The 23,649-nt window shown below is 70.2% G+C and carries 27 protein-coding genes and 1 tRNA gene; 16 read left to right on the forward strand and 12 right to left on the reverse strand.

Annotation, left to right across the window (positions count from 1 at the left end):
* Window positions 1–21: 21 nt before the first annotated feature.
* A complete protein-coding gene (locus GN153_RS01975) occupies window positions 22–1,254 on the reverse strand; it encodes a phosphoglycerate kinase (protein WP_159899242.1) in 1,233 nt (410 codons plus the stop codon).
* A gap of 185 nt (window positions 1,255–1,439) precedes the next feature.
* On the opposite strand from GN153_RS01975, the gene GN153_RS01980 reads away from it, so the two are divergent.
* A complete protein-coding gene (locus GN153_RS01980; protein WP_159899244.1) occupies window positions 1,440–1,853 on the forward strand; it encodes an Hsp20/alpha crystallin family protein in 414 nt (137 codons plus the stop codon).
* A 29-nt stretch (window positions 1,854–1,882) separates the two neighbouring features.
* On the opposite strand, the gene GN153_RS01985 is transcribed toward GN153_RS01980, so the two are convergent.
* The gene (locus tag GN153_RS01985) at window positions 1,883–2,749 is read right to left on the reverse strand and encodes an ATP-grasp domain-containing protein (RefSeq protein ID WP_159899246.1); all 867 of its coding nucleotides are present in this window, start codon (window positions 2,747–2,749) and stop codon (window positions 1,883–1,885) included.
* A gap of 121 nt (window positions 2,750–2,870) precedes the next feature.
* Here GN153_RS01985 and GN153_RS01990 point away from each other — a divergent pair, with 121 nt between their 5' ends.
* Complete coding sequence (locus GN153_RS01990; protein WP_159899248.1) at window positions 2,871–3,554, forward strand: class I SAM-dependent methyltransferase; 684 nt, start codon at window positions 2,871–2,873, stop codon at window positions 3,552–3,554.
* 289 nt (window positions 3,555–3,843) lie between these two features.
* On the opposite strand, the gene GN153_RS01995 is transcribed toward GN153_RS01990, so the two are convergent.
* On the reverse strand, window positions 3,844–4,374 hold the full coding sequence (locus GN153_RS01995; protein WP_159899250.1) for a 50S ribosomal protein L16: 531 nt from the start codon (window positions 4,372–4,374) through the stop codon (window positions 3,844–3,846).
* A 173-nt stretch (window positions 4,375–4,547) separates the two neighbouring features.
* Between GN153_RS01995 and GN153_RS02000 the strand changes: the two genes are divergently transcribed.
* The 3 genes from GN153_RS02000 (at window position 4,548) to GN153_RS02005 (ending at window position 6,567) form a co-directional block, all read left to right on the forward strand.
* Window positions 4,548–5,555, forward strand: a complete 1,008-nt coding sequence (locus GN153_RS02000) for a glutathione S-transferase family protein (RefSeq protein WP_159899252.1) — start codon at window positions 4,548–4,550, stop codon at window positions 5,553–5,555.
* Between the two features lie 24 nt (window positions 5,556–5,579).
* Window positions 5,580–5,747: a hypothetical protein gene (locus tag GN153_RS17415; protein WP_201287789.1), complete on the forward strand. Its 168-nt coding sequence runs from the start codon at window positions 5,580–5,582 to the stop codon at window positions 5,745–5,747.
* A gap of 70 nt (window positions 5,748–5,817) precedes the next feature.
* Complete coding sequence (locus GN153_RS02005; RefSeq protein ID WP_159899254.1) at window positions 5,818–6,567, forward strand: DUF429 domain-containing protein; 750 nt, start codon at window positions 5,818–5,820, stop codon at window positions 6,565–6,567.
* 48 nt (window positions 6,568–6,615) lie between these two features.
* On the opposite strand, the gene GN153_RS02010 is transcribed toward GN153_RS02005, so the two are convergent.
* A complete protein-coding gene (locus tag GN153_RS02010; protein ID WP_159899256.1) occupies window positions 6,616–7,011 on the reverse strand; it encodes a pyridoxamine 5'-phosphate oxidase family protein in 396 nt (131 codons plus the stop codon).
* A 123-nt stretch (window positions 7,012–7,134) separates the two neighbouring features.
* Between GN153_RS02010 and GN153_RS02015 the strand changes: the two genes are divergently transcribed.
* Window positions 7,135–7,497, forward strand: coding sequence for a hypothetical protein (locus GN153_RS02015; RefSeq protein WP_159899258.1), 363 nt, complete (start codon window positions 7,135–7,137; stop codon window positions 7,495–7,497).
* Window positions 7,498–7,547: 50 nt separating this feature from the next.
* Here the strand turns inward: GN153_RS02015 and GN153_RS02020 are convergent, their stop codons facing one another.
* Window positions 7,548–8,873, reverse strand: coding sequence for an amidase (locus GN153_RS02020; RefSeq protein WP_159899260.1), 1,326 nt, complete (start codon window positions 8,871–8,873; stop codon window positions 7,548–7,550).
* A 105-nt stretch (window positions 8,874–8,978) separates the two neighbouring features.
* Here GN153_RS02020 and GN153_RS02025 point away from each other — a divergent pair, with 105 nt between their 5' ends.
* The gene (locus tag GN153_RS02025; RefSeq protein ID WP_159899262.1) at window positions 8,979–9,122 is read left to right on the forward strand and encodes a hypothetical protein; all 144 of its coding nucleotides are present in this window, start codon (window positions 8,979–8,981) and stop codon (window positions 9,120–9,122) included.
* A gap of 52 nt (window positions 9,123–9,174) precedes the next feature.
* On the opposite strand, the gene GN153_RS02030 is transcribed toward GN153_RS02025, so the two are convergent.
* Both GN153_RS02030 and GN153_RS02035 read right to left on the reverse strand, forming a co-directional pair.
* On the reverse strand, window positions 9,175–9,786 hold the full coding sequence (locus GN153_RS02030) for a universal stress protein (RefSeq protein ID WP_159899264.1): 612 nt from the start codon (window positions 9,784–9,786) through the stop codon (window positions 9,175–9,177).
* A 105-nt stretch (window positions 9,787–9,891) separates the two neighbouring features.
* Window positions 9,892–10,623, reverse strand: coding sequence for a GNAT family N-acetyltransferase (locus tag GN153_RS02035; protein ID WP_159899266.1), 732 nt, complete (start codon window positions 10,621–10,623; stop codon window positions 9,892–9,894).
* 345 nt (window positions 10,624–10,968) lie between these two features.
* On the opposite strand from GN153_RS02035, the gene GN153_RS02040 reads away from it, so the two are divergent.
* The 5 genes from GN153_RS02040 to GN153_RS02060 all read left to right on the forward strand — a co-directional run bounded on the left by GN153_RS02040 (window position 10,969) and on the right by GN153_RS02060 (window position 15,305).
* On the forward strand, window positions 10,969–13,293 hold the full coding sequence (locus GN153_RS02040; RefSeq protein WP_159899268.1) for a transglutaminase TgpA family protein: 2,325 nt from the start codon (window positions 10,969–10,971) through the stop codon (window positions 13,291–13,293).
* A 121-nt stretch (window positions 13,294–13,414) separates the two neighbouring features.
* Window positions 13,415–13,612, forward strand: a complete 198-nt coding sequence (locus tag GN153_RS02045) for a DUF7557 family protein (RefSeq protein WP_159899270.1) — start codon at window positions 13,415–13,417, stop codon at window positions 13,610–13,612.
* Window positions 13,609–13,998 carry a PIN domain-containing protein gene (locus GN153_RS02050; RefSeq protein WP_159899272.1) on the forward strand — a complete coding sequence of 130 codons (390 nt, stop codon included), beginning with the start codon at window positions 13,609–13,611 and terminating at the stop codon, window positions 13,996–13,998. The genes GN153_RS02045 and GN153_RS02050 overlap by 4 nt, the downstream gene beginning before the upstream one ends.
* Before the next feature lie 259 nt (window positions 13,999–14,257).
* Window positions 14,258–14,755 (forward strand): type IV pilin, encoded by a 498-nt coding sequence (locus GN153_RS02055; RefSeq protein ID WP_159899274.1) that lies wholly within the window; start codon window positions 14,258–14,260, stop codon window positions 14,753–14,755.
* A 124-nt stretch (window positions 14,756–14,879) separates the two neighbouring features.
* Window positions 14,880–15,305, forward strand: coding sequence for a GNAT family N-acetyltransferase (locus tag GN153_RS02060; protein WP_159899276.1), 426 nt, complete (start codon window positions 14,880–14,882; stop codon window positions 15,303–15,305).
* 488 nt (window positions 15,306–15,793) lie between these two features.
* Here the strand turns inward: GN153_RS02060 and GN153_RS02065 are convergent, their stop codons facing one another.
* A complete protein-coding gene (locus tag GN153_RS02065; protein ID WP_159899278.1) occupies window positions 15,794–16,081 on the reverse strand; it encodes a ribbon-helix-helix domain-containing protein in 288 nt (95 codons plus the stop codon).
* Between the two features lie 162 nt (window positions 16,082–16,243).
* Between GN153_RS02065 and GN153_RS02070 the strand changes: the two genes are divergently transcribed.
* Complete coding sequence (locus tag GN153_RS02070) at window positions 16,244–17,560, forward strand: pyridoxal phosphate-dependent decarboxylase family protein (RefSeq protein WP_159899280.1); 1,317 nt, start codon at window positions 16,244–16,246, stop codon at window positions 17,558–17,560.
* A gap of 57 nt (window positions 17,561–17,617) precedes the next feature.
* On the opposite strand, the gene GN153_RS02075 is transcribed toward GN153_RS02070, so the two are convergent.
* Entirely contained in the window at window positions 17,618–17,785 is a 168-nt protein-coding gene (locus GN153_RS02075) for a hypothetical protein (protein WP_159899282.1), read from the reverse strand.
* Between the two features lie 100 nt (window positions 17,786–17,885).
* Entirely contained in the window at window positions 17,886–18,326 is a 441-nt protein-coding gene (locus GN153_RS02080; protein ID WP_159899284.1) for a CBS domain-containing protein, read from the reverse strand.
* A gap of 221 nt (window positions 18,327–18,547) precedes the next feature.
* Between GN153_RS02080 and GN153_RS02085 the strand changes: the two genes are divergently transcribed.
* A complete protein-coding gene (locus GN153_RS02085) occupies window positions 18,548–19,294 on the forward strand; it encodes a zinc-ribbon domain-containing protein (RefSeq protein ID WP_159899286.1) in 747 nt (248 codons plus the stop codon).
* An 83-nt stretch (window positions 19,295–19,377) separates the two neighbouring features.
* Here GN153_RS02085 and GN153_RS02090 read toward each other — a convergent pair whose 3' ends face one another.
* Window positions 19,378–21,015: a potassium channel family protein gene (locus GN153_RS02090; protein ID WP_159899288.1), complete on the reverse strand. Its 1,638-nt coding sequence runs from the start codon at window positions 21,013–21,015 to the stop codon at window positions 19,378–19,380.
* A gap of 283 nt (window positions 21,016–21,298) precedes the next feature.
* Window positions 21,299–21,372: transfer RNA gene (locus tag GN153_RS02095), tRNA-Phe, on the reverse strand.
* Window positions 21,373–21,475: 103 nt separating this feature from the next.
* Between GN153_RS02095 and GN153_RS02100 the strand changes: the two genes are divergently transcribed.
* Together GN153_RS02100 and GN153_RS02105 are read left to right on the forward strand one after the other, a co-directional pair.
* The gene (locus GN153_RS02100; protein WP_159899290.1) at window positions 21,476–22,498 is read left to right on the forward strand and encodes an NADP-dependent oxidoreductase; all 1,023 of its coding nucleotides are present in this window, start codon (window positions 21,476–21,478) and stop codon (window positions 22,496–22,498) included.
* Between the two features lie 96 nt (window positions 22,499–22,594).
* Window positions 22,595–23,620, forward strand: a complete 1,026-nt coding sequence (locus GN153_RS02105; protein WP_159899292.1) for an NADP-dependent oxidoreductase — start codon at window positions 22,595–22,597, stop codon at window positions 23,618–23,620.
* Window positions 23,621–23,649 lie beyond the last annotated feature (29 nt).

The following is a 23,649-nucleotide window of genomic DNA, read 5'->3' on the forward strand; positions in this document are numbered from 1 at the left end:
CCGCGGTTTGTGCTTTGTCGGCTACGCCTGCGTCTCCGGCTCCCCGTCGACCTGGCGGAGCGCCTCGACGCCAGCCAGCGGCTCGCCGGTGAGGGCGTTGATGTAGGCACCGCCGGCGATGGAGACGTGCGAGAAGTCGGCCTCGTCCATCCCGTACATCTCGATGGCGCGGGAGGTGTCACCGCCGCCGACGACCGAGAAGCAGTCACACCGGGCGACCGCTTCCAGCACGCGGACCGTCCCGTCGCTGAACCGCTCGTCCTCGAAGACGCCGAGCGCGCCCTTGACGAACACCGCCTCGGAGTTGGCAGCGATGTCGGCGTAGCGCTCGATGGTGTCGGTACCGACGTCGAGGTAGTCGTCGTCCTTGTTCTTGACGTCGGCGACGGTGTCCTCGTGGCGCCGGCCGTCGTCGCCCTCGTAGGCCAGGTCCGTCGGGAAGACGAGTTCGCTGGGGTGGGCCTCGATCAGGCGCTGGATCCGCTCGCGGTTCTGTTCGTACTGTGTGTCGTACAGGTCCATGTCGCCGATGTCGCGGCCGACCTCGTACCCCACCGCGCGCAGGAAGAGTTCGCCGGCGATCCCGCCCAGAAGGAAGTTGTCGACCTTGTCCTCGAGGGCGGTCATCACCTCGATGACGTCGGTGGCTTTCTTCCCGCCGGCGACCATCGTCACCTCGCCCTCGAAGTCGCGGGTGGCGATCGCGGAGTTGGCCTCGTACTCGGCGACCATCACGCGGCCGGCGTATGCCTCCATCACAGTCGGCAGGCCGACGATGGAGGCGTGGCTGCGGTGGGCCGTCGAGTAGGCGTCGCCGACGTAGGCGTCGAACTCCGGGGCCAGCGTCCGCACGAGGTCGCTCTCGGCGTGTTCCTCGGGGGGCTTTTCCGGGAGTTCGTCCTCCGTCATCCGGACGTTCTCGAGCACGACGACGTCGCCGCCTTCCAGGTCCCGGATGGCCGCGAGCGCCTCCGCGCCGTAGGTGTCGGGGACGTACTCGACCGGGTGGTCGACGTGACCGGCGAGGATGTCGGCGTGCTGTTCGAGCGGGAGGAACGTGTCGCGGCCGGGACGGCCCTGGTGGGCGAGGACGGCGACTCCGTGGTCGGCGTCGACGAGGTCGCGGACGGTCCTGGCGTGCCGGGAGAACCGACGGTTGTCCCGCACCCGGCCGTCCTCGACCGGGGAGTTCAGGTCCAGCCGGACGACGACCCGCTGGCCCCCCGCGAGGTCGTCCAGCGTCCTGTAGTTCATCGGTCCGAACATCGACGACCAGGGGTTTAGTACCCGGCGATGTTCGACGGGCCGTAGCGGGTGGCTACCCCCTGTCAGGGGGGTGCTGACAGGCCGGGCCGGGCCGCTTGAACTGCCGGCCCGGCAGCGCCGAGCGGCGGGCCGTCGCCGAAGCCTTTTCCCGGATTCCGCCCCTACGCTCGTGTATGCGAGACGACCGCGACGACCGGGACGACCCGTTCGACGAGTTCTTCGAGGAGATCGAGCGCATGATGAACGAGATGATGGGCGGGAACGCCGACTTCCGCGTCCAGCAGGGCGGCCCCTCCGGAACCGGCGCCGACCGCGGCGGGCACGACGCCCACCTCGACGTCCACGAGACCGACGAGGAGGTGCGCGTCGTCGCCGACATCCCCGGCGTCGAGAAGGAGGACATCGACCTCCGGTGTGACGGCGAGACGCTCACGCTCCGGGCCAGCGGCGAGACCCGCGAGTACGAGGAGCGGGTCTCGCTGCCGACCGCCGTCGACGAACACTCCGCGAGCGCCACCTACAACAACGGCATTCTGGAGGTCACCTTCGACCCCGCCGAGGAGACCTCCACCAGCATCGATATCTGACCCGCCCGGGGGCGCGGCGAGCCGTACCGTTATGGTGACTCCGCCGCCGTCCGTTTGACGAGCCCCGCGAGTTCGTCGTAGAAGCCGTCCTCGTACTTCGTCGCCGCGTCGACCGTCGGGCGGGCGTTGGTCTCGTTGACGACCGCCCGCTCGTCGGTGACCAGAAGGTCGACGCCGAGCCAGTCGATACCCATCGCGTCGGCGGCGTCCTCGGCCAGCTCGCGAAGCTCGGGGGCGAGGTCGACGCCGGTCGCCTCGGCCCCGCGGTGGACGTTGTGTTTCCACTGCCCGGCCGCCAGCGCTCCGTCGGGCAGTCGGCGTTCCACGGCGCCGACGTACTCCCCGTCGACGAGCATCGCCCGGTAGTCCCGCGCGTCGGGGAGGTACTCCTGGACGAGAAAGGACTTGTCGCCGGTGGCCTGGTAGTCGTGGACCAGGTCGAGGTAGTCACAGACGCCCAGGAAGGAGTCCAGGTCGGTCGCCTTCGCCACTCCGATCCCCCGGGTGGCGGCGTTTGGCTTGACCACGACGGGCGGGTCGAACCGCTCGAAGGCCGCCGCGAGGTCGGCCTCGCTCACGGGGTCGGAGACGACGACGGACTCGGGGACCGGCAGCCCCGCTCCCTGCAGGCGGGCAAGCGCCTCGCCCTTGTGTCGCGAGCGGAGGACGGCCTCGCGGCCGTTGACCCACGGCACGTCGAGCAGTTCGCTGGCCACGCCGCCCTCGGCCATCCGCGGGGGGAAGACGAAGCCACAGTCGAACTCGCCCAGGTCCGCGTCCAGGGGGAGCGTGCGTTCGGCAGTCTGGACGTACGCCACGTCGACCCCGCGCTCGGCGAGGGGGTCGGCGACCCGCTCGCGGGTCTCGGCGTCGGTGGCGACCGCAAGCCGGAGCATACCCGGACGTGGGCGGCGACCGGAATAAGTCCCCGCGGTCCCGGCGGCGCTGTTCGGAGGGCCCCCGTGGCCTCCGGCGTGACACACAGCCGTTTAGCCCCCCGGGTGCGGATCCGGGAGCATGAACGCCGCACGCGAGTTCGATGCCTGGGCCGCCGACGGCCGCGACCGGGGGATGGAAGACCGGCACTGGCACACCGCAAAGCACGCGCTGGCGCGGATGCCCGTCGAGGCCGGCGAGACGGTGTTGGACCTGGGCACGGGGTCGGGCTACGCGCTGCGGGCGCTGCGCGAGACCGCCGACATCGGTCGCGGCTACGGGCTGGACGCCTCCCCGGAGATGCTGCGCAACGCCCGGTCGTACACCGATGACCCCGCGGTCGGCTTCCTCCGGGGCGATTTCGGCTCGCTTCCGCTGGCCGGGAACAGCGTCGACCACGTGTGGTCGATGGAGGCCTTCTACTACGCGCAGGACCCGGGCCGAACCCTGCGGGAGGTCCGTCGTGTGCTCCGGCCCGGCGGGACCTTCTACTGCGCGGTCAACTACTTCGAGGAGAACGAACACAGCCACGGCTGGCAGGACAACATCGACGTGGAGATGGTCCGCTGGAGCGGCCCGGAGTACCGCGAAGCCTTCCGGGAGGCCGGGCTGTCCGTCGCCGCCCAGGACACCATCCCAGACGAGGAGACGGAGATCCCGCCCGCCGAGGCGTTCCCCACCGAGGACTGGGAGACCCGCGAGGCGATGGTCGAGCGCTACCGGGAGTACGGGACGCTCCTGACGGTGGGCGTCGCGCCGGAGTGACCCTCTACGCCTGGACACGACTGTACCGGGAGAGCTCCGGCCGAGCACGGGAGAACATGAGCTCCGGCCGAGCACGGGAGACATGAGCTCCGGCCGAGCGCGCGTGTTCTCGCGCGCTCACGGGGAAGGGCAGGTGCGCGGAGAGCGACGGGCGCGCCGTCGCGCTCGGGCTCCGTCCCGAGCGCAGCGGTGCAGACTCTGAGGGTGCCGCGCCGACCGGCGCGGCTCCTGATGTGGCGCCTGGCGGATAACTAAGGGCGAACGGGTCGCGCCAGCGGCCCGTGAGGGCTTAGGCGATGAGCAGTTCCTGCCCGCGCTCGACCTTGACCCGGCAGGAGGGGGTGATCTTGTTGTACGCCCGGCGGAAGGCTTCCTTGACGGCGTCGGCCTGGTCGACGTCGCAGTAGGCGGTAAAGAGGCGCTCGCCGGCCTGGACCCGGGCCGCGGTGCCGACGATCTTCCCGAAGGACTGGCGCATGCCGTCGGAGACACGGTCCGCGCCCGCGCCGGTGGCCTGCTTGTTCTCCCGGATGACCTGGTGGGGGAACTTCCGGAGCACCATCTTGTAGTTTTCCTCGCCGAGCTCCTGGATCAGGTACCGGTTGGCCGACAGGCGGGAGGCCTCCATCGAGCCGTGGCGGAGCTGGACGGACTCCTCGACGAGAAGCGATATCTGGACGGGATAGTCGTCGCCCTCGGTCTGTTTGTCACCCATCTGGTGCTGTGCGATCTTCGAGCCGGGAATGCCGGTGATGTACTCCCGGCGCGTGTAGGCGGGCTTGTCGATGTCTCGGTACATCGACGCTGGCTTGTCCGACATAGTCCTTGCCCGTACCTGGCCGAGCCGACAATTAAGCGCTTCGAAGGTGAGCCGGGCAGTTTCGACGGCCCCGGGAGGGGGCCTCCGCGTCGCGCGAGTCACCGCCAGGGGTGGTGACGTGAATGTTATTTCACGTCGTGCTTATGCCACTGGAGCCCCTGTTTTCGGCCGCCATGAACATGCTCGTAGACGGCGAGTGGGTGACCGACGCCTACCAGGAGACCGACGACGACGGCGAGTTCCAGCGCCAGGAGACGATGTTCCGGGACCGAGTCGAGGACGACCCCGACGCCCGCTTCCGGCCCGAGGCCGGCCGCTATCACCTGTATGTCAGCTACGCCTGCCCGTGGGCCCACCGGACGCTGCTCGTGCGGGCGCTGAAGGGGCTGGAGGACGCCATCACCGTCGACGTGGTCGGCCCCTACCGCGACGAGGGCGGCTGGCAGTTCACCCCCGAGAAGGAGGGCTGTACCCCCGACACCCTCAACGGCAGCGACTACCTCCGGGAGGTCTACCAGGCCGCCGACGACGACGTGACGGGGCGGGTGACCGTTCCCGTACTCTGGGACAAACAGGAGGGGACCATCGTCAACAACGAGTCCAAGGAGATCCTCCGGATGCTCGACACCGAGTTCGGCGAGGTCGCGACCCGGGACGTCGACCTCTACCCCGAGGGCTACCGCGAGGAGGTCGACCGGGTCATCGAAGCGATCTACGAGCCGATCAACAACGGCGTCTACCGGTGTGGCTTCGCCAACAGCCAGGGGGCCTACGACGAGGCCGCCGAGGAGCTGTTCGGCGCACTCGACCACTGGGATTCGGTGCTCGAAGACCAGCGCTATCTCGCCGGCGACCGGCTGACCGAGGCGGACATCTGCATGTTCACCACGCTGGTCCGGTTCGACGAGGTCTACCACACACACTTCATGTGCAACCACAAGCTCGTCCGGGAGTACGACAACCTCTGGCCGTATCTGCGTGACCTTTACCAGACTCCCGGCGTCGCCGAGACGGTGCACATGGACCATATCACGGAACACTACTACACCACCCACCCCGACGTCAGCCCCAAGCGGATCGTTCCGGTGGGGCCGGATCCGGACTTCGAGGCGCCTCACGACCGGGACGAGCTGCCGGGCGAGCCGCCGGCGGCGCTTGGCGAGCCGGCCGCGGCCGACTGAGGGGCCGAAGTTCCGACACGTGACATGACCGGGCCCGACGACACCTACACCTGTGACGCCTGTGGGTCGACGACCGACCGCTCGGAGGCACTCCGCCGGGAGACGATGGGCGGGCTCGACCCGGACCGCTGGCAGACGCTGTGCTGTCCCGACTGCGGTGCGCGGCTGAAGACTGTCCTCGTCGGGGAGTAGCCCGGCCGTCTGCTCATCCTCGTCGCCTGTGACCGCGGGACGTTTTTGTGCCGGCGGTCGAAGAGGTGGTATGGCCGGTGAGTTCTACGTCGGTGTGGACTGGAGTTCGGGGTCGTGGTTCGCCGTCGTCTTCGACCGCGAGGGGTTCGACCACGCCGGCGTCTTCGAGGAGGTGGGCGCGCTCTGGGAGCGGTACGAGGACCGCGCCGAGCGGGTGTTCATCGACATGCCGGTCGGGCTCGTCGAGGAGGGCGACCCGGTCCGGGCGTGTGACCGCCAGGCCCGCGCCGTGCTGGGGCCGCGCAGCCGGTCGGTGTTCACGCCGCCGGTCCGCGAGGCCACCCGCAAGCGCCGGTACCCCGCGGCCAAGCGGGTCAACGAGCGCAAGGCCGACCGCGGGCTCTCGAAGCAGGCGTTCAACATCTCGGACGGCATCGCGGCCGTCGACCAGTTACTCCAGAACGTCCCCGAGGCCCGGGCGGCCTTCCGGGAGTGTCACCCGGAGGTGTGTTTCCGGGCGCTCGCCGGCGAGCCGCTCGCTCACTCCAAGCGGAAGGCGGGGGGGTACGCCGAGCGGATGCGGGCGCTGGCGGGCTTCGACAGCGAGGCCGCCCCCACCGTCCAGGCTGCCGCCGAGGCCGCCGGCGGGGCCGAGGTAGCCGTCGATGACGTCCTCGACGCGGTCGCGCTGGCGTACACGGCCCGTCCGGGGCCGGGCGAGCTGTTCACGCTCCCGCCCGAGCCGCCGACCGACGCCGCCGGCCTCCCGATGGAGATGGTCTACCGCGCCCCGGAACCGCTGGACCCCGGCGTGGAGTGAGTTCGGACGGCGGGCGCCGCCGCGGCGCGCGCCCGCCCCGAGGGCCAGTCAGTTCTCCCGCAGCGTCGCCGACCCGACCTCGACGTCGACCAGCGCCCCCTGCGGGTCGCCGTCGGCGTCGCGGTAGGCCGCGCCGCCGTCGTCGAGATACTGCTCGAACAGCCGGTCGGCGACCTCCCGGCGGAGTTCCCCGTCCTCGCGGACCGTCGCCGTCCCGCGGACGAGGGCGAGCCACGCGGCCTCCTCGCCCTCGATAGCGAGCGCGACGCGAGGGTTGCGCCGGACGTTGGCCAGCTTCCGGCCCTGCGTGAAGAAGTAGACGCGGCCGTCGTCGTAGAGGTACCAGACCGGCGCGACGTGCGGGCGGTCGTCGACCGCGGTGGCGAGAAACGCGGAGTACGGCTGGCCGGCGACCCGGTCGACGACCTCGTCGGGGACGCTCATGCTTCCTCTCGCGTTCCGTCCGACATGAGCCTGCCGCTGCGGGTCGACCTCGAAGCGGTGCCGGCCACGGGCCCGTCCCTCGCACCCCCGGGAGTTTTGTGCTCCCGTGCCCCACATTCGAGCATGAGTGACGAACTCGAGACCCGGACGCTGGCGGACTGTGTGGTCCTGCTGGCGCTCGCGGAACTCTCGGCCGGCGGCGACACTCCGGCCCACACCGGCGAGGTGTGCCGCGCGTGCAACGAGACAGTCGAGGAGGTCGACGGCGACGTGCTCGGCTCGGTCTCGGAGGCGGAGGTCAACCGCGCCCTGAACCGGCTGGAGGCCGACGGTCACGTCGTCGCCGAACCCAGCGACGGAACCTCGGCGGTCGGGAAGGGCCGCCCCCAGTTCGTCCTCGAAGACGACCTGCCGGCAGTCGTCGACGCCCTCTCCCGGGACGACCGGGTCGCCGACCTCGCCGGCGAACTCGAGGAGTCGCTGTAGGCCCCGTCTCGCTCCGGTCGCGCCGCCGCCGGCGGGCGCCCAGTCCGCCGCTACACGGTCCCCAGGGCGTCGGCGAGCCCGGCGACCCGCGCAAGCAGCCGCTCGTCGCTCCCGAACCGGCCGACACACTGGAGCCCGACCGGCAGCCCGTCGACCCGGCCCGCCGGGACCGTCACCGCCGGCAGCCCGGCGTAGGTCCAGGGTCTGTTCATCACGCTGTCTCCCGTGGTCGCGATGCTCCCGGGTGCGGGTCCGGGGGCGGCCGGACAGACCCAGAGGTCCACGCCCGCCGCGTCCATCCGCCCGTGAACCCGCTCGCGCGTCCGCTCGCGGCCCGCCCGTGTCCCGGCGAGTCGCTCGTCGCTCACGCTCAGTCCCTCCCGTATCGTCTCGGCGGTCGTCGTCCGGTAGAAGGGTTCGTACTCCGCGAACCACGCCTCGTGCTCGCGGGCGACCTCCCCGGTCGTGAGGTCGAGATGCTGGCGGTCGACCCGCTCGTACGCTTCGAAGGGCCGTGCTCGAACGACCTCGTAGCCGGCGTCGGCGAGGGCAGCCACTTGCTCGCGGAACGCGGCGAGTCCCTCGGGGTCGGCCCGGTCGAGGTAGGGTCCCTCGGGGACGCCGAGCGTGGGGCGCCCGCCGGTGTCGCCGCTGCGGTCCCCGGGGCCGCCGGCGCGCTCCCAGCCGTCACAGAGGGCGCTGGCGGCCAGCCGGGCCCCGGCCACGTCCTGTGTGAACAGCCCGACGTGGTCGACGCTCGCCGACCGCGTGAGCACGCCGTCGGTCGGGACCCGGTCGAAGCTCGGTTTGAACCCCACTATCCCGCAGAAGGCCGCAGGCCGGACGACGGAGCCGCCGGTCTGGGTCCCGAGCGCCAGCGGAGTCATTCCGGCGGCGACCGCCGCTGCGGAGCCGCTGGAGGAGCCGCCCGGCGTGTGGTCGGTGTTGTGTGGATTGCGGGTCAGCCCGGGCGCGAAGCCGGCGAACTCCGTGGTGACGGTCTTGCCCAGCACCACCGCGCCGGCCTCGCGGAGCCGCTCGACGACGGCGGCCTCCGGGGCGCCGTCGCCGCCGAACAGCTCCGGCGGGAGCGCCGACCCGGCCCGGGTCGTGAAGCCGTCGACGTGGACGATGTCCTTCACGCCGACCGGGACGCCGAACAGCGGCGGGCGCCCGTCGGGGTCGTAGCTGTCGGCCACTCCCTCGGCCGCCGACTGCACCCGCCCGCGGCGGTCACACTCCTCGTAAAACGCCCGTATCTCGGGGTCGCGCTCGTCGACGCGGTCACACAGCCGCCCGGCGTACGCGACGGGGTCGTGCTCGCCGGCCCGGAGCGCGGCCGCGACCTCCGCCAGCGGGGTCTCGGTGACAGTCATAGCCGGGCTTCGTCCCGCCCCCATCTAACTCCCCGGGGCGACAGGGCGAGACGCGAGGCGTGCCGTGACCACAACGCTCAGGTGGGTCGCGCCGCAGACTGAGGTATGCGCTACTACGCGTCAGTGCCGGACTGGGAGGAGTTTCAGGAGCGCGAGACGGACGACGACCCGGGGGACCCGTCGTTCCTGCGCGAGGAGTCGACGACCGACACGGACATCCTGACCGACGGCGGGGCCGACGGGGACTGACGGCGCAGCCGGCCGGCCCGCCCCGATGGTGCCGCGGCGGTCGTCCTGTCAATTACCGCGAGACGACGCTCGTGCGCTGTGTCACCGGGTCGACGTAGACCACGAGCGTCCGGTCGCCGGTCGCCGCCTCGACGACCCAGACGTTTCGCTGTCGTTCGGTCCCGGTGACGTCGGCGTCGTAGCCCGCCTCCTCGAGGGCGTCGGCGGCGAGTTCCGCAGCGTGGTCGGCGTCGTCGACGGTCTCGTCGGTCTCGGGGAGCCGGACGGTCATCACCGGGCAGTTGGCGTGTCTGACCAGCCGCTCGGCGACGCTCCCGATGACGCGGCGCTCGACCCCCGAGCGGCCGTGGGTGCCGGCGACGATGACGTTGGCGCCGACCTCCCCGGCGTAGTCGAGGATCGTCCCCGCGGGGTCGCCCTCCCGGATCTCCGTGATAGTCTCGACGTCGTGTGATTCCGCGAGCTTGGCCACCCGGTCGACCGCGCGCCGGCCGCGGTCGCGGAGCTCGTCGCCGCCACCGGGCAGCAGCGACCTGGTGTCGTCGTTGACGACATAGAGGGTGTACAGCGTCGCGTCGTACTGCTCGGCGAGGTCGATCGCCTGGAGCGCGACGTGGGTCGTGCCGGCGCTGCCGTCGGTCGGGACCAGGATCCGCTCGTACATACCTGCTGGTTCGACTGGTGGCGGTATAACCGCACTGTTCGGTTCCCGCGGCCTGGGAACGCTCGGCCGCCGCCGGCAGCCGCGGCCCACCAAGCTGGGGGGCGCTCAGAACGTGTAGGCCATCATCACCTCGTCGACCAGCTCGTCGCCGATGGTGTAGTGGTCCCGGCGGACGCCCTCGGTCTCCCAGCCGTGCGATTCCAGGAACGCCAGCGCGCCGTCGTTGGTCGCGGGGACGCTGTTGTACACCTTCTGGTAGCCGTTGGCCTCAGCCCAGTCGAGCGCCCGGCCCAAAAGCTGGCTCCCGATCCCGTTGCCCCGGCAGGACCCGCGGACGCCGACGGTCAGCTTGGCGGTGTTCTGCATCTTGTCGACCTGGGGGAGGCTGAGGTGGGTCCAGCCCACCACCTCGCCGTCGACGGTCGCGACGAAGAAGACGCGGGATTCGACGGTGTTGTGCCGGGTGACGGTATCCTCATAGAGCAGCCGCTCGGCGACGCTCTCGGCGACGACGTAGGTCCGCTCCGAGGTGACGTCGCGGATCGTCTCGACCAGCCCCTCGAAATCCTCCTGGCGGGCCGGCCGGATGGTGTAGGTCACGTCGGGACCGACGTACTCCTCGACCGAGCCCGCGTTGAGATCGATCCTGAGCGTTCCGCCGTCGTCGTCCAGGTAGCCCTTCGTCATCAGCCACTCGAGTTCCTCCTCGAACTCCCGGGGCGGAATGTCCAGCGCCGTCCGGGTCCGGTGGCGCGCAGCCGTCCCGTGGCGCTCGACGTACTGGTAGATCTGCTTGCTGGCCTCGCTTTTGAACGTGGGCCGGTCGAGGGTGTCCATGCACTGAATAGAGCGAGCGGTTAGATATGCTTGGGGGCAGGCCCCGGGCTGTCGCCGCCGGACGCGGCGCGCCCGGGATTCGCGTCCGCTGCCGGCGGTAGAAACCTCCTACTCCGGTGAACGGTAAGCCGGGATTATATACGCGTTCGACGTAGGTCAGGTGCCGCCGTCGGGCGGCACAGCCTCTGACATTCCGGCGACGACCGCCGCGTTGTCGCGTGCTTCTTCATGGACACCGCCGGGGCGGGACGGAGCCCTCGGGCGGCCTCCGCCCCGCCCTGCCGTTGCACCTGCCCCGCTGCCGGCGGGAGCTACTTGTGAGTGCGGCCCCTACGCCGGAGAACTGTGGGAACGGAGGAGGCCGCGCCCGGGGAACACGCCGAGACCGGAACCGGGGAGCGTGGCGTCCGGCGCCGGCAGACGAGCGGCGCCGACTGGCTCCCCGCGCCCGACCCGTACCGCCTGCTCGCCACCGCCGGCGTCGGGCTGGTGGTCGCGGCGTACGTCCGGGTGCTCCACGGCGTCGCGCGGGTCGCCGGCGACCCGACGGCGCTGCTCGCGGTGGTGGCGGCCGCAGTCCTCGCGGGGACGCTTTTCGCCCGGTACCCGTCCCGCCGGCTGGCCGCGCTCGCGGCCGGCGTCGCGCTCGCCGGGGGTGGCTACGCCTACCTCCAGTCGCTGCCCCCGGAGTGGACGCCGGCCGCCGTCGCCGTCTCCAGCCTGGGGATGGCACTCGCCTTCGCGACCGGCGGGTCGGTGCTGGAGGTGGTCAACGCCGGCGTCTGGCTGCTCGTGGCGACGCCGGTGCCGACCTTCCTCGCGTGGTACCTGGCCGTCCGCGGGGCGTTCGTCCGCGCGACGGTCGTCGCCGGGAGCGTGCTGGGGCTGCTGGTGCTCACCGGCGACGCCGGGGTCGCGACGACGACCCTCGGTGTGGTGGGCGCGCTCGCAGCGGTCGGGTTCGGGGACATCGCCGCCGGAGCCGACGCCGCCGGCGTCGACCGGGCGCGCCGGACGCTACTGATGGAACTCGGCGGGGTGGTCGCGGTCACGCAGGTCCTGACGGTCGTGCCCGACGGGGAGGGCGAACCGGTGTCGGTCCTCGGCGGGCCGGACGACGACACGCTGGAGGCGACCCTCACCCGGGCCGGCGACGAGGTGACCGTCTCCGGCAGCCTCTCGCTGTCCGCGCGGGTCCGCTTTGTCGTCACCGCCGACGAGCCGGCGTACTGGCGGGTGGGTGCCTACGACCGGTACACCGGACGGGGCTGGGAGCGGACCGGCGAGGACCGCGCCTACGCGGGCCGGCTCCCCGCACCGGAGGGTCCGAGCCGGGACTTGGCCCAGCAGGTCAGGGTCGAGTCGGAGCTGTCGGTCCTGCCGGCGGCCTGGAAACCCCGGTCGGTGGCGGGCGTCGACGGCGTGCGGGTCGAGGGCGGTGACGGGCTGGCTCCCGACCAGTCGCTGTCGCCGGGAGACACCTACGCCGTCCGGAGCAGCGTCCCCGCGGCGAGCCCGGCGGTGCTGCGGGCCGGCGGCGGGGAGTATCCCGGGCCAGTGCTGGAGGCGTACACGCAGGTGCCCGAGGGCACACCCGACCGCGTGGGCCAGCGCGCGCGGCAGGTGACGGCCACGGTGTCGGCCCCCTACGACGCCGCCCGGACCGTCGAGGCGTGGCTGGCGGAGAGCAAGGAGTACTCGCTCGACGTCGACCGGCCCGAAGGGGACATCGCCGACGCCTTCATCTTCGAGATGGAGGCGGGCTACTGCACCTACTACGCGACGGCGATGGTGACGATGCTCCGGACGCTCGACATCCCAGCCCGCTTCGTCGTGGGCTACACCCCCGGCCAGTCCGTCGGGGACCGGTGGGTCGTCCGGGGGCTCGACGCCCACGCCTGGGTGGAGGTGTACGTCCGCGGACAGGGGTGGGTCCGCTTCGACCCGACGCCCGCGGCCCCGCGCCGGCGCGCCGAGCGCGAGCGGCTGGCCATGGCCCGCGAGCGCGGGGACGGCGGGGTCGACGCCGCCGGGAGCGGCGGGGAGCCGCTGGAGCTGGCGACGCCCGCGCCGACACCGACCCCCGTTACCGACGACGCGCCGGGCGGGCCGGACGGCGAGTCGACTCCGGACGCGGACGCGCCCGACTTCGGGTCCGAAACGCCGCCCGGAGCGCCGGGCGCCGGCGAGGTGGGACTCGACGCCGGCGACGGCGGGAGCGGGACGGCAACCGACCCCGGGCTGACCTTCGAGGGGCCAGCGACGGGTGCGGGGCCGGGGTCGGATGCGGGCTCGGAGCGGGGGTCGGGGTTGCCCTCCCCCGAGCAGGTCGGGCTGGGGGCGGTGCTTCTGGCCGGGCTGGGAGCGGGCGCGCGGTCGACGGGCGTGGGCGAGCGGGCCTGGCGGGCGGTCTGGCTGCGCGTCCAGCCCCGGGCCGACCCCGAGACGGACGTCGAGCGGGCCTACGAGCGCCTGGAGTACGTGCTGACCCGGCGGCGGGAGCCACGGCGGACCGGCGAGACCGTCGGCCAGTACCTCGAGCGCGTGGGCGACCCCCGGGCCCGCCGCGTCGGGGCCCTCTACGAGCGGGCCCGCTACGGCGAGGGGGTCGGGCAGGAGGAGGCCGACGAGGCCGTCGCGCTGGTCCGGGAAGTCGTGCGCGACTCCTGATACACTACAGTCGGCGAGGCACGCCCGGGGAGGCTCCGGGCGCCAGTCTACGAGTGGTCCCCGAGCGAGGCTCACGACGCCGCCCGAAACTTATTAAGCGATAAATTCATTCTAAATTTACATGAGCCGAACGTCAATCCCGGTCGACGAGGCCACGAAGGACCGGCTCGACGAACTGAAACGCGACGACGAGACCTGGGACGAGTTCCTATGCCGGGTGACGTCCGACGAGGAGCCGATCGAAGCGGGGGCCTGGTCGGACGAGACCGCCGACCGGGCCAAGGAGAAGATCCGCGAGTCACGAGAGAACTGGGGATGACTTTTCTCGACAGTTCGGTCATCATCGAGTATCTGCGCGACGACCCGGTAGTTATCGACTACCTCGACGAGCGCCGGCCCTGGTGGACGTCGACGGTCTGTGTGTTCGAGGTACTCAACGGGCCGGCAGGGGCGGCGGACTTCGATCCCGTCGAGGTCCGCCAGCAGTTCGGTGGCGTCGAAGCGCTAGGGTTCACCGAACAGATCGCCCTGGAGGCAGCGCGGCTGCAGCACGCGGCCGTTCGCGACGGGAGCGAACTGTCCGCCCGCGACGCGATGATCGCGGCGACGGCCCGCTCGACCGGGGACGAGTACGTAGTCTCCGACGGTGACTTCGAGACCGACCCGCTGGAAGCCCACATGACCGTCACGAACCTGGCGGACTGAACGGAATTCTCCCGAAATCATGAACGGGTGCTTCTCCCAGGATCCGCCGCTTTCGGGCGGTCCGGCTGGCATAACCCCCCGCCGATTACAGATTCTGAAAATTGCCCCGCGCGCTTAAGTATACAGCGGGGTAATTACTGCTTAAGCACTCACGCAACGGGGCTCGGGCGGCGGCGCGGCACCCTTCAGTGTACCCTGGCGGTGCACCGCAAGGGGGTGCTTGCGGCAGTCCGGTTCTGTTGCGAGTGCGTTCACAACCATGGAACTGATACAGACACTCCGGGCGACGATATCGGGCGACGACGACCGCGGGGTGAGCCCCGTTATCGGGGTCATCCTGATGGTCGCGATCACGGTCATCCTGGCCGCAGTTATTGCGACGTTCGTGCTCGGGCTAGGCCCGGGCGGGGCAGCACCGACAGTGAACTTCGATAGCGACTTTGAATCTGGATCAATTGGTGGATCTTCAACGGGGGCTCTCACGGTTAGCGTGACAGGTGGTGACTCGGTACCATACGATCAGCTGTCATTCAGTGGTGATGTAGATGGTGTCGTTGATGATGCTGGCACTTACCAACAGGGAGATACCCAGTGGGTTGCTGGGAACGCCACCGGCAGTGCTGACGGCGAGTCAGCCATTTCAGCGGGTGACGAAATGACCGTTGGTGTGAGCACCACCCCATACGAGGTCAACGTAGTCTGGGAATCCGAAGACGGCGGCACAACACAGACGCTGACGACCTTCGAAGGCGAGTAATTTCTACTCACCCTCCGACATTTTCGTGCGCGAATGAACCGTCAGCATCAGTGTTCTTGAAGTATACAAGAACATCGAGACCTGCGGTACGAGTAGTTTTACCACAACCCACCGTACTCCCACCATGCTCACACCTGACATCCGCGAACTGACCACCAAACAAGAGTCCCGCGAAGCCTTCCCGGTCATGCGCCAGCTTCGGGACCACCTGACCGAGTCGGAGTACCTCGACTACCTCGCTGAGATGCGCGAGGAGGGGTATCACCTGTTCGGGCTGTACGACGACGGGCTGGTCACCGTCGCGGGCGTGGCGCTCCGGACGAACTTCTACAACGGCCGGCACCTGTTCGTCTACGACCTGGTCACCCGCGAGTCCCGCCGCTCGGAGGGCCACGGCGCGGCGATGATGGAATTTCTGGACGAGTGGGCCGAAGAACGGGGCTGTGAGAGCATCACCCTGGAGTCGGGGCTCTGGCGCGAGGACGCCCATCGGTTCTACGAGGACCTGGACATGGAGAAGTTCTGCTATACATTTAAGAAGGAGTTCTAGGGGAGGGGTTGTGTGCTCGCGCTGGAACGGCTGACGAGGGCCGGAAAGCCCCCGCGCTGTCGGCGGCTGCGACTCGCTGCGCTCCAGTAGGTGCTTGCGTCGTCTCGCTCGCCGACAGCGCGGCCCCTTTCATTCCCACCCGGCGCCACACCCCTCCCCAGCCGATTCGCTCCCTCTCTGCGGTCGGTCGCTCATCCCTCGCACAGTATTGTCGCGGCACAAGGCCGCGACAGCGCGCGCCACATACTTAACATTCCACACGGGCGGGACTGAAAGGGGCCGTCGCGCTCCGGGAGCCCCGGCGACGCAAGCACCACAACGAGCGTAGCGAGTGAGGAGCGCAGCGAGCCGCGGGACCGGAGCGCGACGGGGGCTTTCGATGTCACTGCCGTTCTGTTCTCGACTGCAGTGCCGTAGAGGAAGTGAACTTTCCACACGGTTCGTCGTCAAAATCCCGGCGTGCAGTGTCCGTGAGTTTCCAGTCCCACTCACTCATCACTATCGCGTGGGGTGTCACCGAGACCGTAGTCGGCCTTCACATCGTCGCTACCGTGGGTGCGTCCTTCACGGATCTCCGCTTCGCTGGTGAGCATCGCCCTCAGGTCTGCACGGTTAAATTCGGGGTGTTTGAGCGCATCTCGAAGGACAAATCGGATGAACTCGCTTCGACTGTTGAATCCCTGTTCTTCCCACGTCGCGTCGATATCCTCCAGAAACGTCTCGGTCATCCGGATATTTACTGTCGTCTTGTCGGGTGGGGACTCCGCTTCTGTCATGTTTTGTGTTGAAATTGTGTATGAATAAGCGTTACGGCAGTCGGGACTTCGTACTGAACGACCGCGGTCGTAACGGACCGGGTATGCAAACTCTTTCGAGACCTCCTACAGGCGCGACACGGGGTTTTATTCTCCCTTCGATGTCCATGCTAGAGGATACCAATGAAAATCCCAGAAACAGGCCGCGACGGCGAGGAAGTCCTCGCGGAGATGGAAGCCCGCCGCGAGGATGACGCCGACTGGCAGTCGGGGCGGACCTGGAGCCTCGTCTATCACGTCGACGAGCCCCACAAGCAGTTCAAGGACGAGGCCCACGCGCTGTACTCCACACAGAACGCCCTCTCGCCCTCGGCGTTCCCCTCGCTGGTGGGCTTCGAGAACGAGGTCGTCGGGATGCTCGCGGACTGGCTGGGCGGGGACGAGGGGACCGTCGGCAACATGAGTTCGGGCGGGACCGAGAGCATCCTGCTGGCGGTCAAGACCGCCCGGGACTGGGCCCGCGCCGAGCGGGGGGTCGACCGTCCCCACGTCGTCCTGCCCGAGACCGCCCACCCTGCGTTCTCGAAGGGTGTCCACTACTTCGGGCTCGAGGAGACCCGCGTCCCCTGCGGCGAGGACTGGCGCGCGGACCCCGAGGCGATGGCCGAGGCCGTCCGCGAGGAGACCGCGCTGGTGGTCGCCTCGGCGCCCTCCTACCCCCACGGCGTGGTCGACCCCGTCGAGGAGGTCGCGGCCGTCGCCAGGGAAGCGGGGGCGATGTGTCACGTCGACGCCTGTATCGGGGGGATCATGCTCGCCTCGCTGCGCGACCTGGGCCGGGACGTCCCCCCCTTCGACCTCTCTGTCGAGGGCGTCACCTCGCTGTCGGTCGACCCCCACAAGTACGGCTACACGGCCAAGGGTGCCTCGGCGCTTCTGTGGGCCGACGACGACCACCGCGAGCACCAGTACTTCGCCTTCGACGGCTGGCCGGGCGGGGTCTACGCCGGACCGACGATGGCCGGCACGCGCCCGGGCGGTCCCATCGCCGCCGCGTGGGGCGTGATGCAGAAGCTGGGCCACGAGGGGTACCTCGACCTCGCGGCGACGACGATGGAGACCACCGAGGCGCTGCTCGACGGGGTGGCCGACATCGACGGGCTCGGCGTCGTCGCCGAGCCCGACATGACGATCTTCGCGGTGGAGTCGACGGACCCGGAGCTGGACGCCTACGGGGTCCACGCCGAGATGACCGAGCGGGATTGGGGGCTCGGCCGTCAGCAGCGCCCCGAGAGCATCCACGCGAGCGTGATGTACCACCACCGCGACTGCGTCGAGGACTTCCTCGCGGACCTGCGGGAATCGGTGGCCGTCGCCCGCGAGGCCGACGGCGGGGACGACCGCGCGCCGATGTACGGGATGAACGCCGAGATGGCCGAGGACGGCGACTACGCCAACCTGGCGAAGACGATGCTCAACGACGCCGTCTACCGCCCCTGACCGGGCGCGGCCTGCCTCTCCGGTCCCGGTGCGGTCCGGCCGGCCAGCCCCCGGCAGTCACCGCGGCCAGTTGCAGTTCCCACAGCGCTCGCCCGAGTCGCGGTCCACGCGGTCGCGGATCTGTGCCCAGGTCCCCTCCACGACCTCCCCGTCGGGCTCGGCCCCGCAGCCGCGCGCCCCGACCAGGTGCCACGTTCCGCTCTGTCCGTTCTTGATGGCCTCCATACCGGCCGGTCGACCTGTTCCCCCGAGAACCTGACGGGTGCGGCCCCCGGTGGCACGCGGCGGCACGCATCCCCGGGGCGCGCGCTGTCGTGCTCTCCGCTCAGCCCCGCGGGGAGAGGTCCTCGCAGGGCGTCCCGGCCACGACGACTCCGGCGAGGTCCCTGAGTTCCTCCGCCAGCAACACGAGTAGGTCGTCCAGCGCGACGATCCCCACGAGCGCGCCCACGTCGTCGACGACCGGGAGCCGTCTGACCGCGGCCCGCGCCATCAGTTCGGTGGTCTCGATGACGCTGGCGTCCTCGTGGACCGTCTCCGGGTTCGAAGTCATGATCTCCCCGACAGTCACCTCCCCCGGGTCGCGGTGGGGTTCGAGGACTCCCATCACGAGGTCGCGGTCGGTGACGACCCCCACCGGGCGCCCCTCCTCCTCGACGACAGCACACCCGATGCCGTGCTCTTTCAGCAGTGCGGTCAGCTCGTCGGCCGACTGGTCGCGCCGTATCGTGACCACGTCACGCTGTGCGAACTCGATCACTGTCATGTGTTATCACACGTAGACTGCGGGCGGCGGGAGGCATTAAACTGTGTGGCGGGACCCAGGAAGCGTGCTGTATCCGTCGATGACTGTCGACTCCCGCCGCCAGGGTCGACGCGTCGCGAGGTCCGTCCCCGGGATGTTCCGGAAACCGGGGCGGATCCCATCCCCGGCCACTGTTGTGAACGGAACAATGCTTATGACTTACTCACCAGTTCGTCCCGACGATGAACTGTCCGAACTGCAGGGCAGCGGTTGCGGGCGACGCCCGGTTCTGCCCGGAGTGCGGGGCGGCTCTCGGGGAGCCCGCAGGAAGCCAGGGTGGGGACCAGAAAGGGGGCGACACGTCGGGGGGACAGCCGGACCAGGATCGACGTCAGCCGGCGTCGGGGCCGGCCGACGCCGAGCGCACCCGGCCCGCGGCCGACGCCCGTCCGGACCAGCAGAGCCAGCAGCCCGGCGCAGAGGTCCAGCGGGGGCAGACCCCGTCGGCACAGCCACGGCAGGCTGCCCCCGAAGGCGGCCGGGACGGTGGGGGATCGGGCGGAGTCTCCCGGCGGGCGCTGCTGGCCGGCAGTGCCGGCGTGCTCGGGGTCGCCGCCGCAGGCGGGTGGTATCTCTTCCTCCGGGAGGCCGGCCCGGTCGCGGCTGCCCGGCAAAGCTGGGAGGCCTGGACCGACGGCAACTTCGACGCCTACGAGCAGGTGGTCCACTCGGATTCGCCGTTGCGGGAGAACTGGCCACAGGACTTCGGGGAGAACTTCGGCCCCCGCGAGGGGACGGAGCTGACGATGGAGTCCCGGGAGCTACTCGAGCAGGGGGAGACCGAAGCCGTGGTCCGCGAGGTGTACGTCTGGGACCCGCCCGACGGGAGTCCGCGGAGGGTGACCGACCGTCTCACGCTCCGGACCGAGGAGGGGGCCTGGAAGCTCTGGGACGTCCGGAACACGGGCGACCAGCCGGTCGAGGGCTGACCCCGGCGCCGCCGAGCCCGCGTGTCGAGTGGAGGCCGGCCCCTTCCCGACGCGGCGTCTACCGGTCCCGCGGCTGGCGGCAGTCACCCCCCGAAGACCCGGTCGAACTCGGTGGTGCTCTCGTCGGTGCCGGCGACGACGACCTCGTCGCCCTCCCGGAGCTCGAACGTCGCGGGGTCGAAGTCGGTGACCGTCTCCCCCTCTCTGACGACGGCCACGACCGTGCTCCCGGTTCTCGACCGGACGTCAGCGTCGGCGACCGTCGTCCCGGCCAGTCCCGCCGCCGGGAGGCGGACGACGCTTATCTGCTTGCTGTAGGAGAGCACGTCCTCGTCCTCGAAGACCGTCGAGACCAGCATCCGCCCGCTGGTCGTGGCCAGCGACTGGACGTAGTCCGCGCCCGCGCGGTAGAGTTTCTGGATGTTCTCCTCCTCGTTCGCCCGCACGACGACCTGGACGTCGGGGTTCAGCTCCTTGGCGATCAGCGTCGACAGCGTCGCCGCGGTGTCGTCACCAACCATCAGCAACAGCGCCGACGCCTCCTCGATCCCGGCGGCCGCCAGCACGTCGGGGTCGCGGGCGTCCCCGACCACGTCGACACCCGGCTTCTCCTCCGCATCGAGGACGGTCACGTCCGAACTGGTCCCGGTGAGCGCGTCGTGGGCGGCCTGTCCCGAGTCGCCGTGCCCGGCGACGATGACCCGCTGTGGGGAGAGCGGGCGGACCGTCGAGGCGGTGGCCTCACGCAGCTCCGCCAGCCGGTCGGGGTCGCCGGCCGCGAGCAGCCGCGTCCCCGCCCCGAGGTCGGTGTCGGGGTCGACCGGCGCCTCGAACTCGCTGCCGACCCACGCCCCGAGGACGTTCACCCCGAACCGCTCGCGGAGCCGGGCCTCCCCGAAGGTGTGTCGGCAGAGCTCGCTGCCCTCCTCGACGGTGAGTTCGACGAGTTCGAAGGCGTCGCCGATGACGACGCCCTCGTCGACGCTTGTCGTCACCGCCGTGGGGAGCTCGGCAGCCAGACTCTCGCCCAGCAACTGTCGCGGGGACAGCACCGCGTCGGCGCCGGCCACACGGTGGTACTGTGCGAGTTCGGCGTCCTCGACGAGAGTCACCACCTGCACCTCCGGGGCGACGTCGAGCGCCGCGAGCACGATGCTCGCGTTCGCGTCGTCGTCGGCGTCCGCGACGACCGCACGCGCGGCCCCGACGCCCGCACGTTCCAGCGCGTCCGTCGATTCGGGGTCGCCGTGGATGACGTCGTAGCCGTCCTCGTGGAGGCGCTGGGCCCGCCCCTCGTCGGCCTCGACGAGGACGTACGGCTGGTCTCTCGCCTCCAGTTCGGCGATGAACGCGTCGGTCCGCGGGGTGTGTGCACAGACGACGACGTGGTCTTCCCTGTCGGGGAGGGTCGCGGGGGCCGTCGGCGAGAGCGTCTTCCGAAGCCAGGGCACCGCGAAGACGTCGACGGCGGTGAGGATGAGCCCGATGCCCGTGACCTGCATCAGGATGACGAGGACGTTCATCTGCGGGGTCTGCCAGGGGGCGTCTTCGCCGTAGCCGGTCGTCGTGAAACTCTGGACGACGACCTCCAGCGAGCGATACAACGGCTGTGGCTGCCCCTCCCAGACCGCCATCCCGGCGCTGTACGCAAGCGTCAGGACGACAGTCGCTGCGGCCACCAGCGCGAGATAGTAGACCGTCCGGCGTTCGAGAAGCGGCATACGGGGACGTGACCCGGACCCGTATTTACTTCCGGGGGTGAGGACTCGGACGCCCGGATACGGGCCCCGGCGGACGCTCTCCGGGTCGACCGTGAGCGACGCGAAGGGGACTCGGGCAGGTGCGGAACGCTCTCGAATGTCGATCGTCTAGAAACCGGATGCCGCCTCCCGGATTGTGAACCACGGGAAGACGATCGCCTCGCTTCGCTCGGCGCTGCGACTCCCCTGGTTCAAATCGCGGTCGGGAGCATTTTCACTGCTCACTTCGTTCGCGGAAAAGGAATGCCGCCTCCCGGATTTGAACCGGGGACAGCTCGATCTTCAGTCGAGTGCTCTCCCAGTCTGAGCTAAGGCGGCGCACTCGGGGAGTCGGACAGTGCGGAAAAAAGGGTTACGAACCGCGGCCGAGCGGCGTGCCGCGACCGGAACGACCTTCCGACACCCCGTCGAAGGCGGGTGCATGTCAGACTCAGACACGAACCGCGTGTTCCTGCTGGCCGAGCGACCGACCGGGCGACCCGACGAGGACACCTTCGAACTGGCCGAACGCGAGGTCCCCGAGCCGGGGCCGGGGGAGGCGCTGGTCCGCACACTCTACATGTCAGTCGACCCGTACATGCGCGGCCGGATGCGGGCGGCGGACTCCTACGCCGAGTCCTGGGACGTCGGCGACCCGCTCCGGGCCGGTGTCGTCGGCGAGGTCGTCGAGAGCAACGGCGCCGGCTTCGAGCCCGGCGACGTCGTCACCGGCGACATGCAGTGGGCCGACTACGCGACCGTGGCGGGTCCCGAACTCACCCAGGTCGACCCCGACCGCGCACCCATCTCGACGTACCTGGGCGTGCTCGGGATGCCCGGCAACACCGCCTACTTCGGGGTACAGGACGTGACCGAACCGAAGGCCGGCGAGACGTTCGTCGTCACTGGGGCTGCCGGAGCCGTCGGGTCCGTGGCCGGCCAGATCGCGAAGCTGAACGGGGCCCGCGTGGTCGGCTTCGCGGGCTCGGACGAGAAAGTCGAGTTCCTGGAGGAGATCGGTTTCGACGTCGGGATCAACTACAAGACGACCGACGACTACGGCGCCGCGCTGGACGAGGCCGCGCCGGACGGCATCGACGCGTACTTCGACAACGTGGGCGGGGAGATCACCGACGCGGTCTTCCCCAGACTCAACGTCGACGCCCGGGTTGGTGTCTGCGGGCAGATCGCGCTGTACAACGCCACGGAGGTCCCCACTGGACCGCGGAAGCTGGCGATGCTCATCGAGAGCCGCGCCACGGTCGAGGGCTTTCTGGTCAGTGACTTCAGCGAGCGCTTCGACCAGTCGGTCCCCCAACTGGGAGAGTGGGTCCAGTCCGGCGACCTCCAGTACCGCGAGACGGTCACCGAGGGCCTGGAGAACGCCCCGGACGCCTTCCTCGGCCTCTTCGACGGCGACAACATCGGCAAACAGCTCGTGAAAGTGAGCGAGTACAGCGGCTGACGCGGCGTACGGGACGCCACGTCACGCTGGACCCGGATCCCGCCCCGCCGTCGTCACGCCCGAACCCTCTTGCCGTGGCCCGTCGAAGGCGGGTGCATGTCAGACTCAGACACGAACCGCGTGTTCCTGCTGGCCGAGCGACCGACCGGGCGACCCGACGAGGACACCTTCGATCTGGCCGAACGCGAGATCCCCGAGCCGGGGCCGGGGGAGGCGCTGGTCCGCACGCTGTATCTGTCCGTCGACCCGGGGATGCGCGGCCGGATGCGAGCGGGCGAGTCCTACGCCGAACCCTGGGGGGTCGGCGACCCGCTCCAGGCCCGTGCCGTGGGCGAGGTCGTCGAGAGCAACGGCGCCGGCTTCGAGCCCGGCGACGTCGTCGCCGGCCGCTTCCAGTGGGCCGATTACACGACCGTCCGCGGGGCCGACCTCACTGCGGTCGACCCCGACGTCGCTCCCATCTCCACGTACGTCGGTGTCCTCGGCGCGCCGGGACTCACAGCCTATTTCGGAGTGCAGGACGTGACCGAACCGAAGGCCGGCGAGACGTTCGTCGTCACGGGAGCCGCGGGCGCGGTGGGCTCGGTCGCGGGGCAGATCGCCAAACTCGACGGCGCCCGCGTGGTCGGCTTTGCCGGCTCCGACGAGAAAGTCGAGTTTCTCGAGGAGGATCTCGGCTTCGACGCCGGGATCAACTACAAGACGACCGACGACTACGGCGCCGCGCTGGACGAGGCCGCCCCCGGTGGTGTGGACGCGTACTTCGACAACGTGGGCGGGGAGATCACCGACGCGGTCTTCCCGCGGCTGAACGTCGACGCCCGGGTGGGTGTCTGCGGGCAGATCGCGCTGTACAACGCCACGGAGGTCCCCACGGGGCCCCGGAAACTGACGACGCTCATCGAGACGCGCGCCACGGTTGAGGGCTTTCTCGTCTACGACTACAGCCAGCGGTTCGAGGAGGCCACCCGAAAGCTCGGCGAGTGGGTCCAGTCCGGCGACCTCCAGTACCGCGAGACGGTCACCGAGGGCCTGGAGAACGCCCCGGACGCCTTCCTGGGACTGTTCGACGGGGAGAACATCGGCAAGCAACTCGTGAAGGTGGGCGACCGCCGGGCGTAGTGTCGCGCTCGCCGTGGTCGGTGGCGGAC

The organism is Salinirussus salinus (genome assembly GCF_009831455.1).
Taxonomy (GTDB): domain Archaea; phylum Halobacteriota; class Halobacteria; order Halobacteriales; family Haloarculaceae; genus Salinirussus; species Salinirussus salinus.

Bases quoted from the DNA above. Each gene is read 5' to 3' on its own strand.
- GN153_RS01975 (WP_159899242.1), bottom strand. From the start codon at position 1,254: ATGAACTACAGGACGCTGGACGACCTCGCGGGGGGCCAGCGGGTCGTC.
- GN153_RS01980 (WP_159899244.1), top strand. From the start codon at position 1,440: ATGCGAGACGACCGCGACGACCGGGACGACCCGTTCGACGAGTTCTTC.
- GN153_RS01985 (WP_159899246.1), bottom strand. From the start codon at position 2,749: ATGCTCCGGCTTGCGGTCGCCACCGACGCCGAGACCCGCGAGCGGGTC.
- GN153_RS01990 (WP_159899248.1), top strand. From the start codon at position 2,871: ATGAACGCCGCACGCGAGTTCGATGCCTGGGCCGCCGACGGCCGCGAC.
- GN153_RS01995 (WP_159899250.1), bottom strand. From the start codon at position 4,374: ATGTCGGACAAGCCAGCGTCGATGTACCGAGACATCGACAAGCCCGCC.
- GN153_RS02000 (WP_159899252.1), top strand. From the start codon at position 4,548: ATGAACATGCTCGTAGACGGCGAGTGGGTGACCGACGCCTACCAGGAG.
- GN153_RS17415 (WP_201287789.1), top strand. From the start codon at position 5,580: ATGACCGGGCCCGACGACACCTACACCTGTGACGCCTGTGGGTCGACG.
- GN153_RS02005 (WP_159899254.1), top strand. From the start codon at position 5,818: ATGGCCGGTGAGTTCTACGTCGGTGTGGACTGGAGTTCGGGGTCGTGG.
- GN153_RS02010 (WP_159899256.1), bottom strand. From the start codon at position 7,011: ATGAGCGTCCCCGACGAGGTCGTCGACCGGGTCGCCGGCCAGCCGTAC.
- GN153_RS02015 (WP_159899258.1), top strand. From the start codon at position 7,135: ATGAGTGACGAACTCGAGACCCGGACGCTGGCGGACTGTGTGGTCCTG.
- GN153_RS02020 (WP_159899260.1), bottom strand. From the start codon at position 8,873: ATGACTGTCACCGAGACCCCGCTGGCGGAGGTCGCGGCCGCGCTCCGG.
- GN153_RS02025 (WP_159899262.1), top strand. From the start codon at position 8,979: ATGCGCTACTACGCGTCAGTGCCGGACTGGGAGGAGTTTCAGGAGCGC.
- GN153_RS02030 (WP_159899264.1), bottom strand. From the start codon at position 9,786: ATGTACGAGCGGATCCTGGTCCCGACCGACGGCAGCGCCGGCACGACC.
- GN153_RS02035 (WP_159899266.1), bottom strand. From the start codon at position 10,623: ATGGACACCCTCGACCGGCCCACGTTCAAAAGCGAGGCCAGCAAGCAG.
- GN153_RS02045 (WP_159899270.1), top strand. From the start codon at position 13,415: ATGAGCCGAACGTCAATCCCGGTCGACGAGGCCACGAAGGACCGGCTC.
- GN153_RS02050 (WP_159899272.1), top strand. From the start codon at position 13,609: ATGACTTTTCTCGACAGTTCGGTCATCATCGAGTATCTGCGCGACGAC.
- GN153_RS02055 (WP_159899274.1), top strand. From the start codon at position 14,258: ATGGAACTGATACAGACACTCCGGGCGACGATATCGGGCGACGACGAC.
- GN153_RS02060 (WP_159899276.1), top strand. From the start codon at position 14,880: ATGCTCACACCTGACATCCGCGAACTGACCACCAAACAAGAGTCCCGC.
- GN153_RS02065 (WP_159899278.1), bottom strand. From the start codon at position 16,081: ATGACAGAAGCGGAGTCCCCACCCGACAAGACGACAGTAAATATCCGG.
- GN153_RS02070 (WP_159899280.1), top strand. From the start codon at position 16,244: ATGAAAATCCCAGAAACAGGCCGCGACGGCGAGGAAGTCCTCGCGGAG.
- GN153_RS02075 (WP_159899282.1), bottom strand. From the start codon at position 17,785: ATGGAGGCCATCAAGAACGGACAGAGCGGAACGTGGCACCTGGTCGGG.
- GN153_RS02080 (WP_159899284.1), bottom strand. From the start codon at position 18,326: ATGACAGTGATCGAGTTCGCACAGCGTGACGTGGTCACGATACGGCGC.
- GN153_RS02085 (WP_159899286.1), top strand. From the start codon at position 18,548: ATGAACTGTCCGAACTGCAGGGCAGCGGTTGCGGGCGACGCCCGGTTC.
- GN153_RS02090 (WP_159899288.1), bottom strand. From the start codon at position 21,015: ATGCCGCTTCTCGAACGCCGGACGGTCTACTATCTCGCGCTGGTGGCC.
- GN153_RS02100 (WP_159899290.1), top strand. From the start codon at position 21,476: ATGTCAGACTCAGACACGAACCGCGTGTTCCTGCTGGCCGAGCGACCG.
- GN153_RS02105 (WP_159899292.1), top strand. From the start codon at position 22,595: ATGTCAGACTCAGACACGAACCGCGTGTTCCTGCTGGCCGAGCGACCG.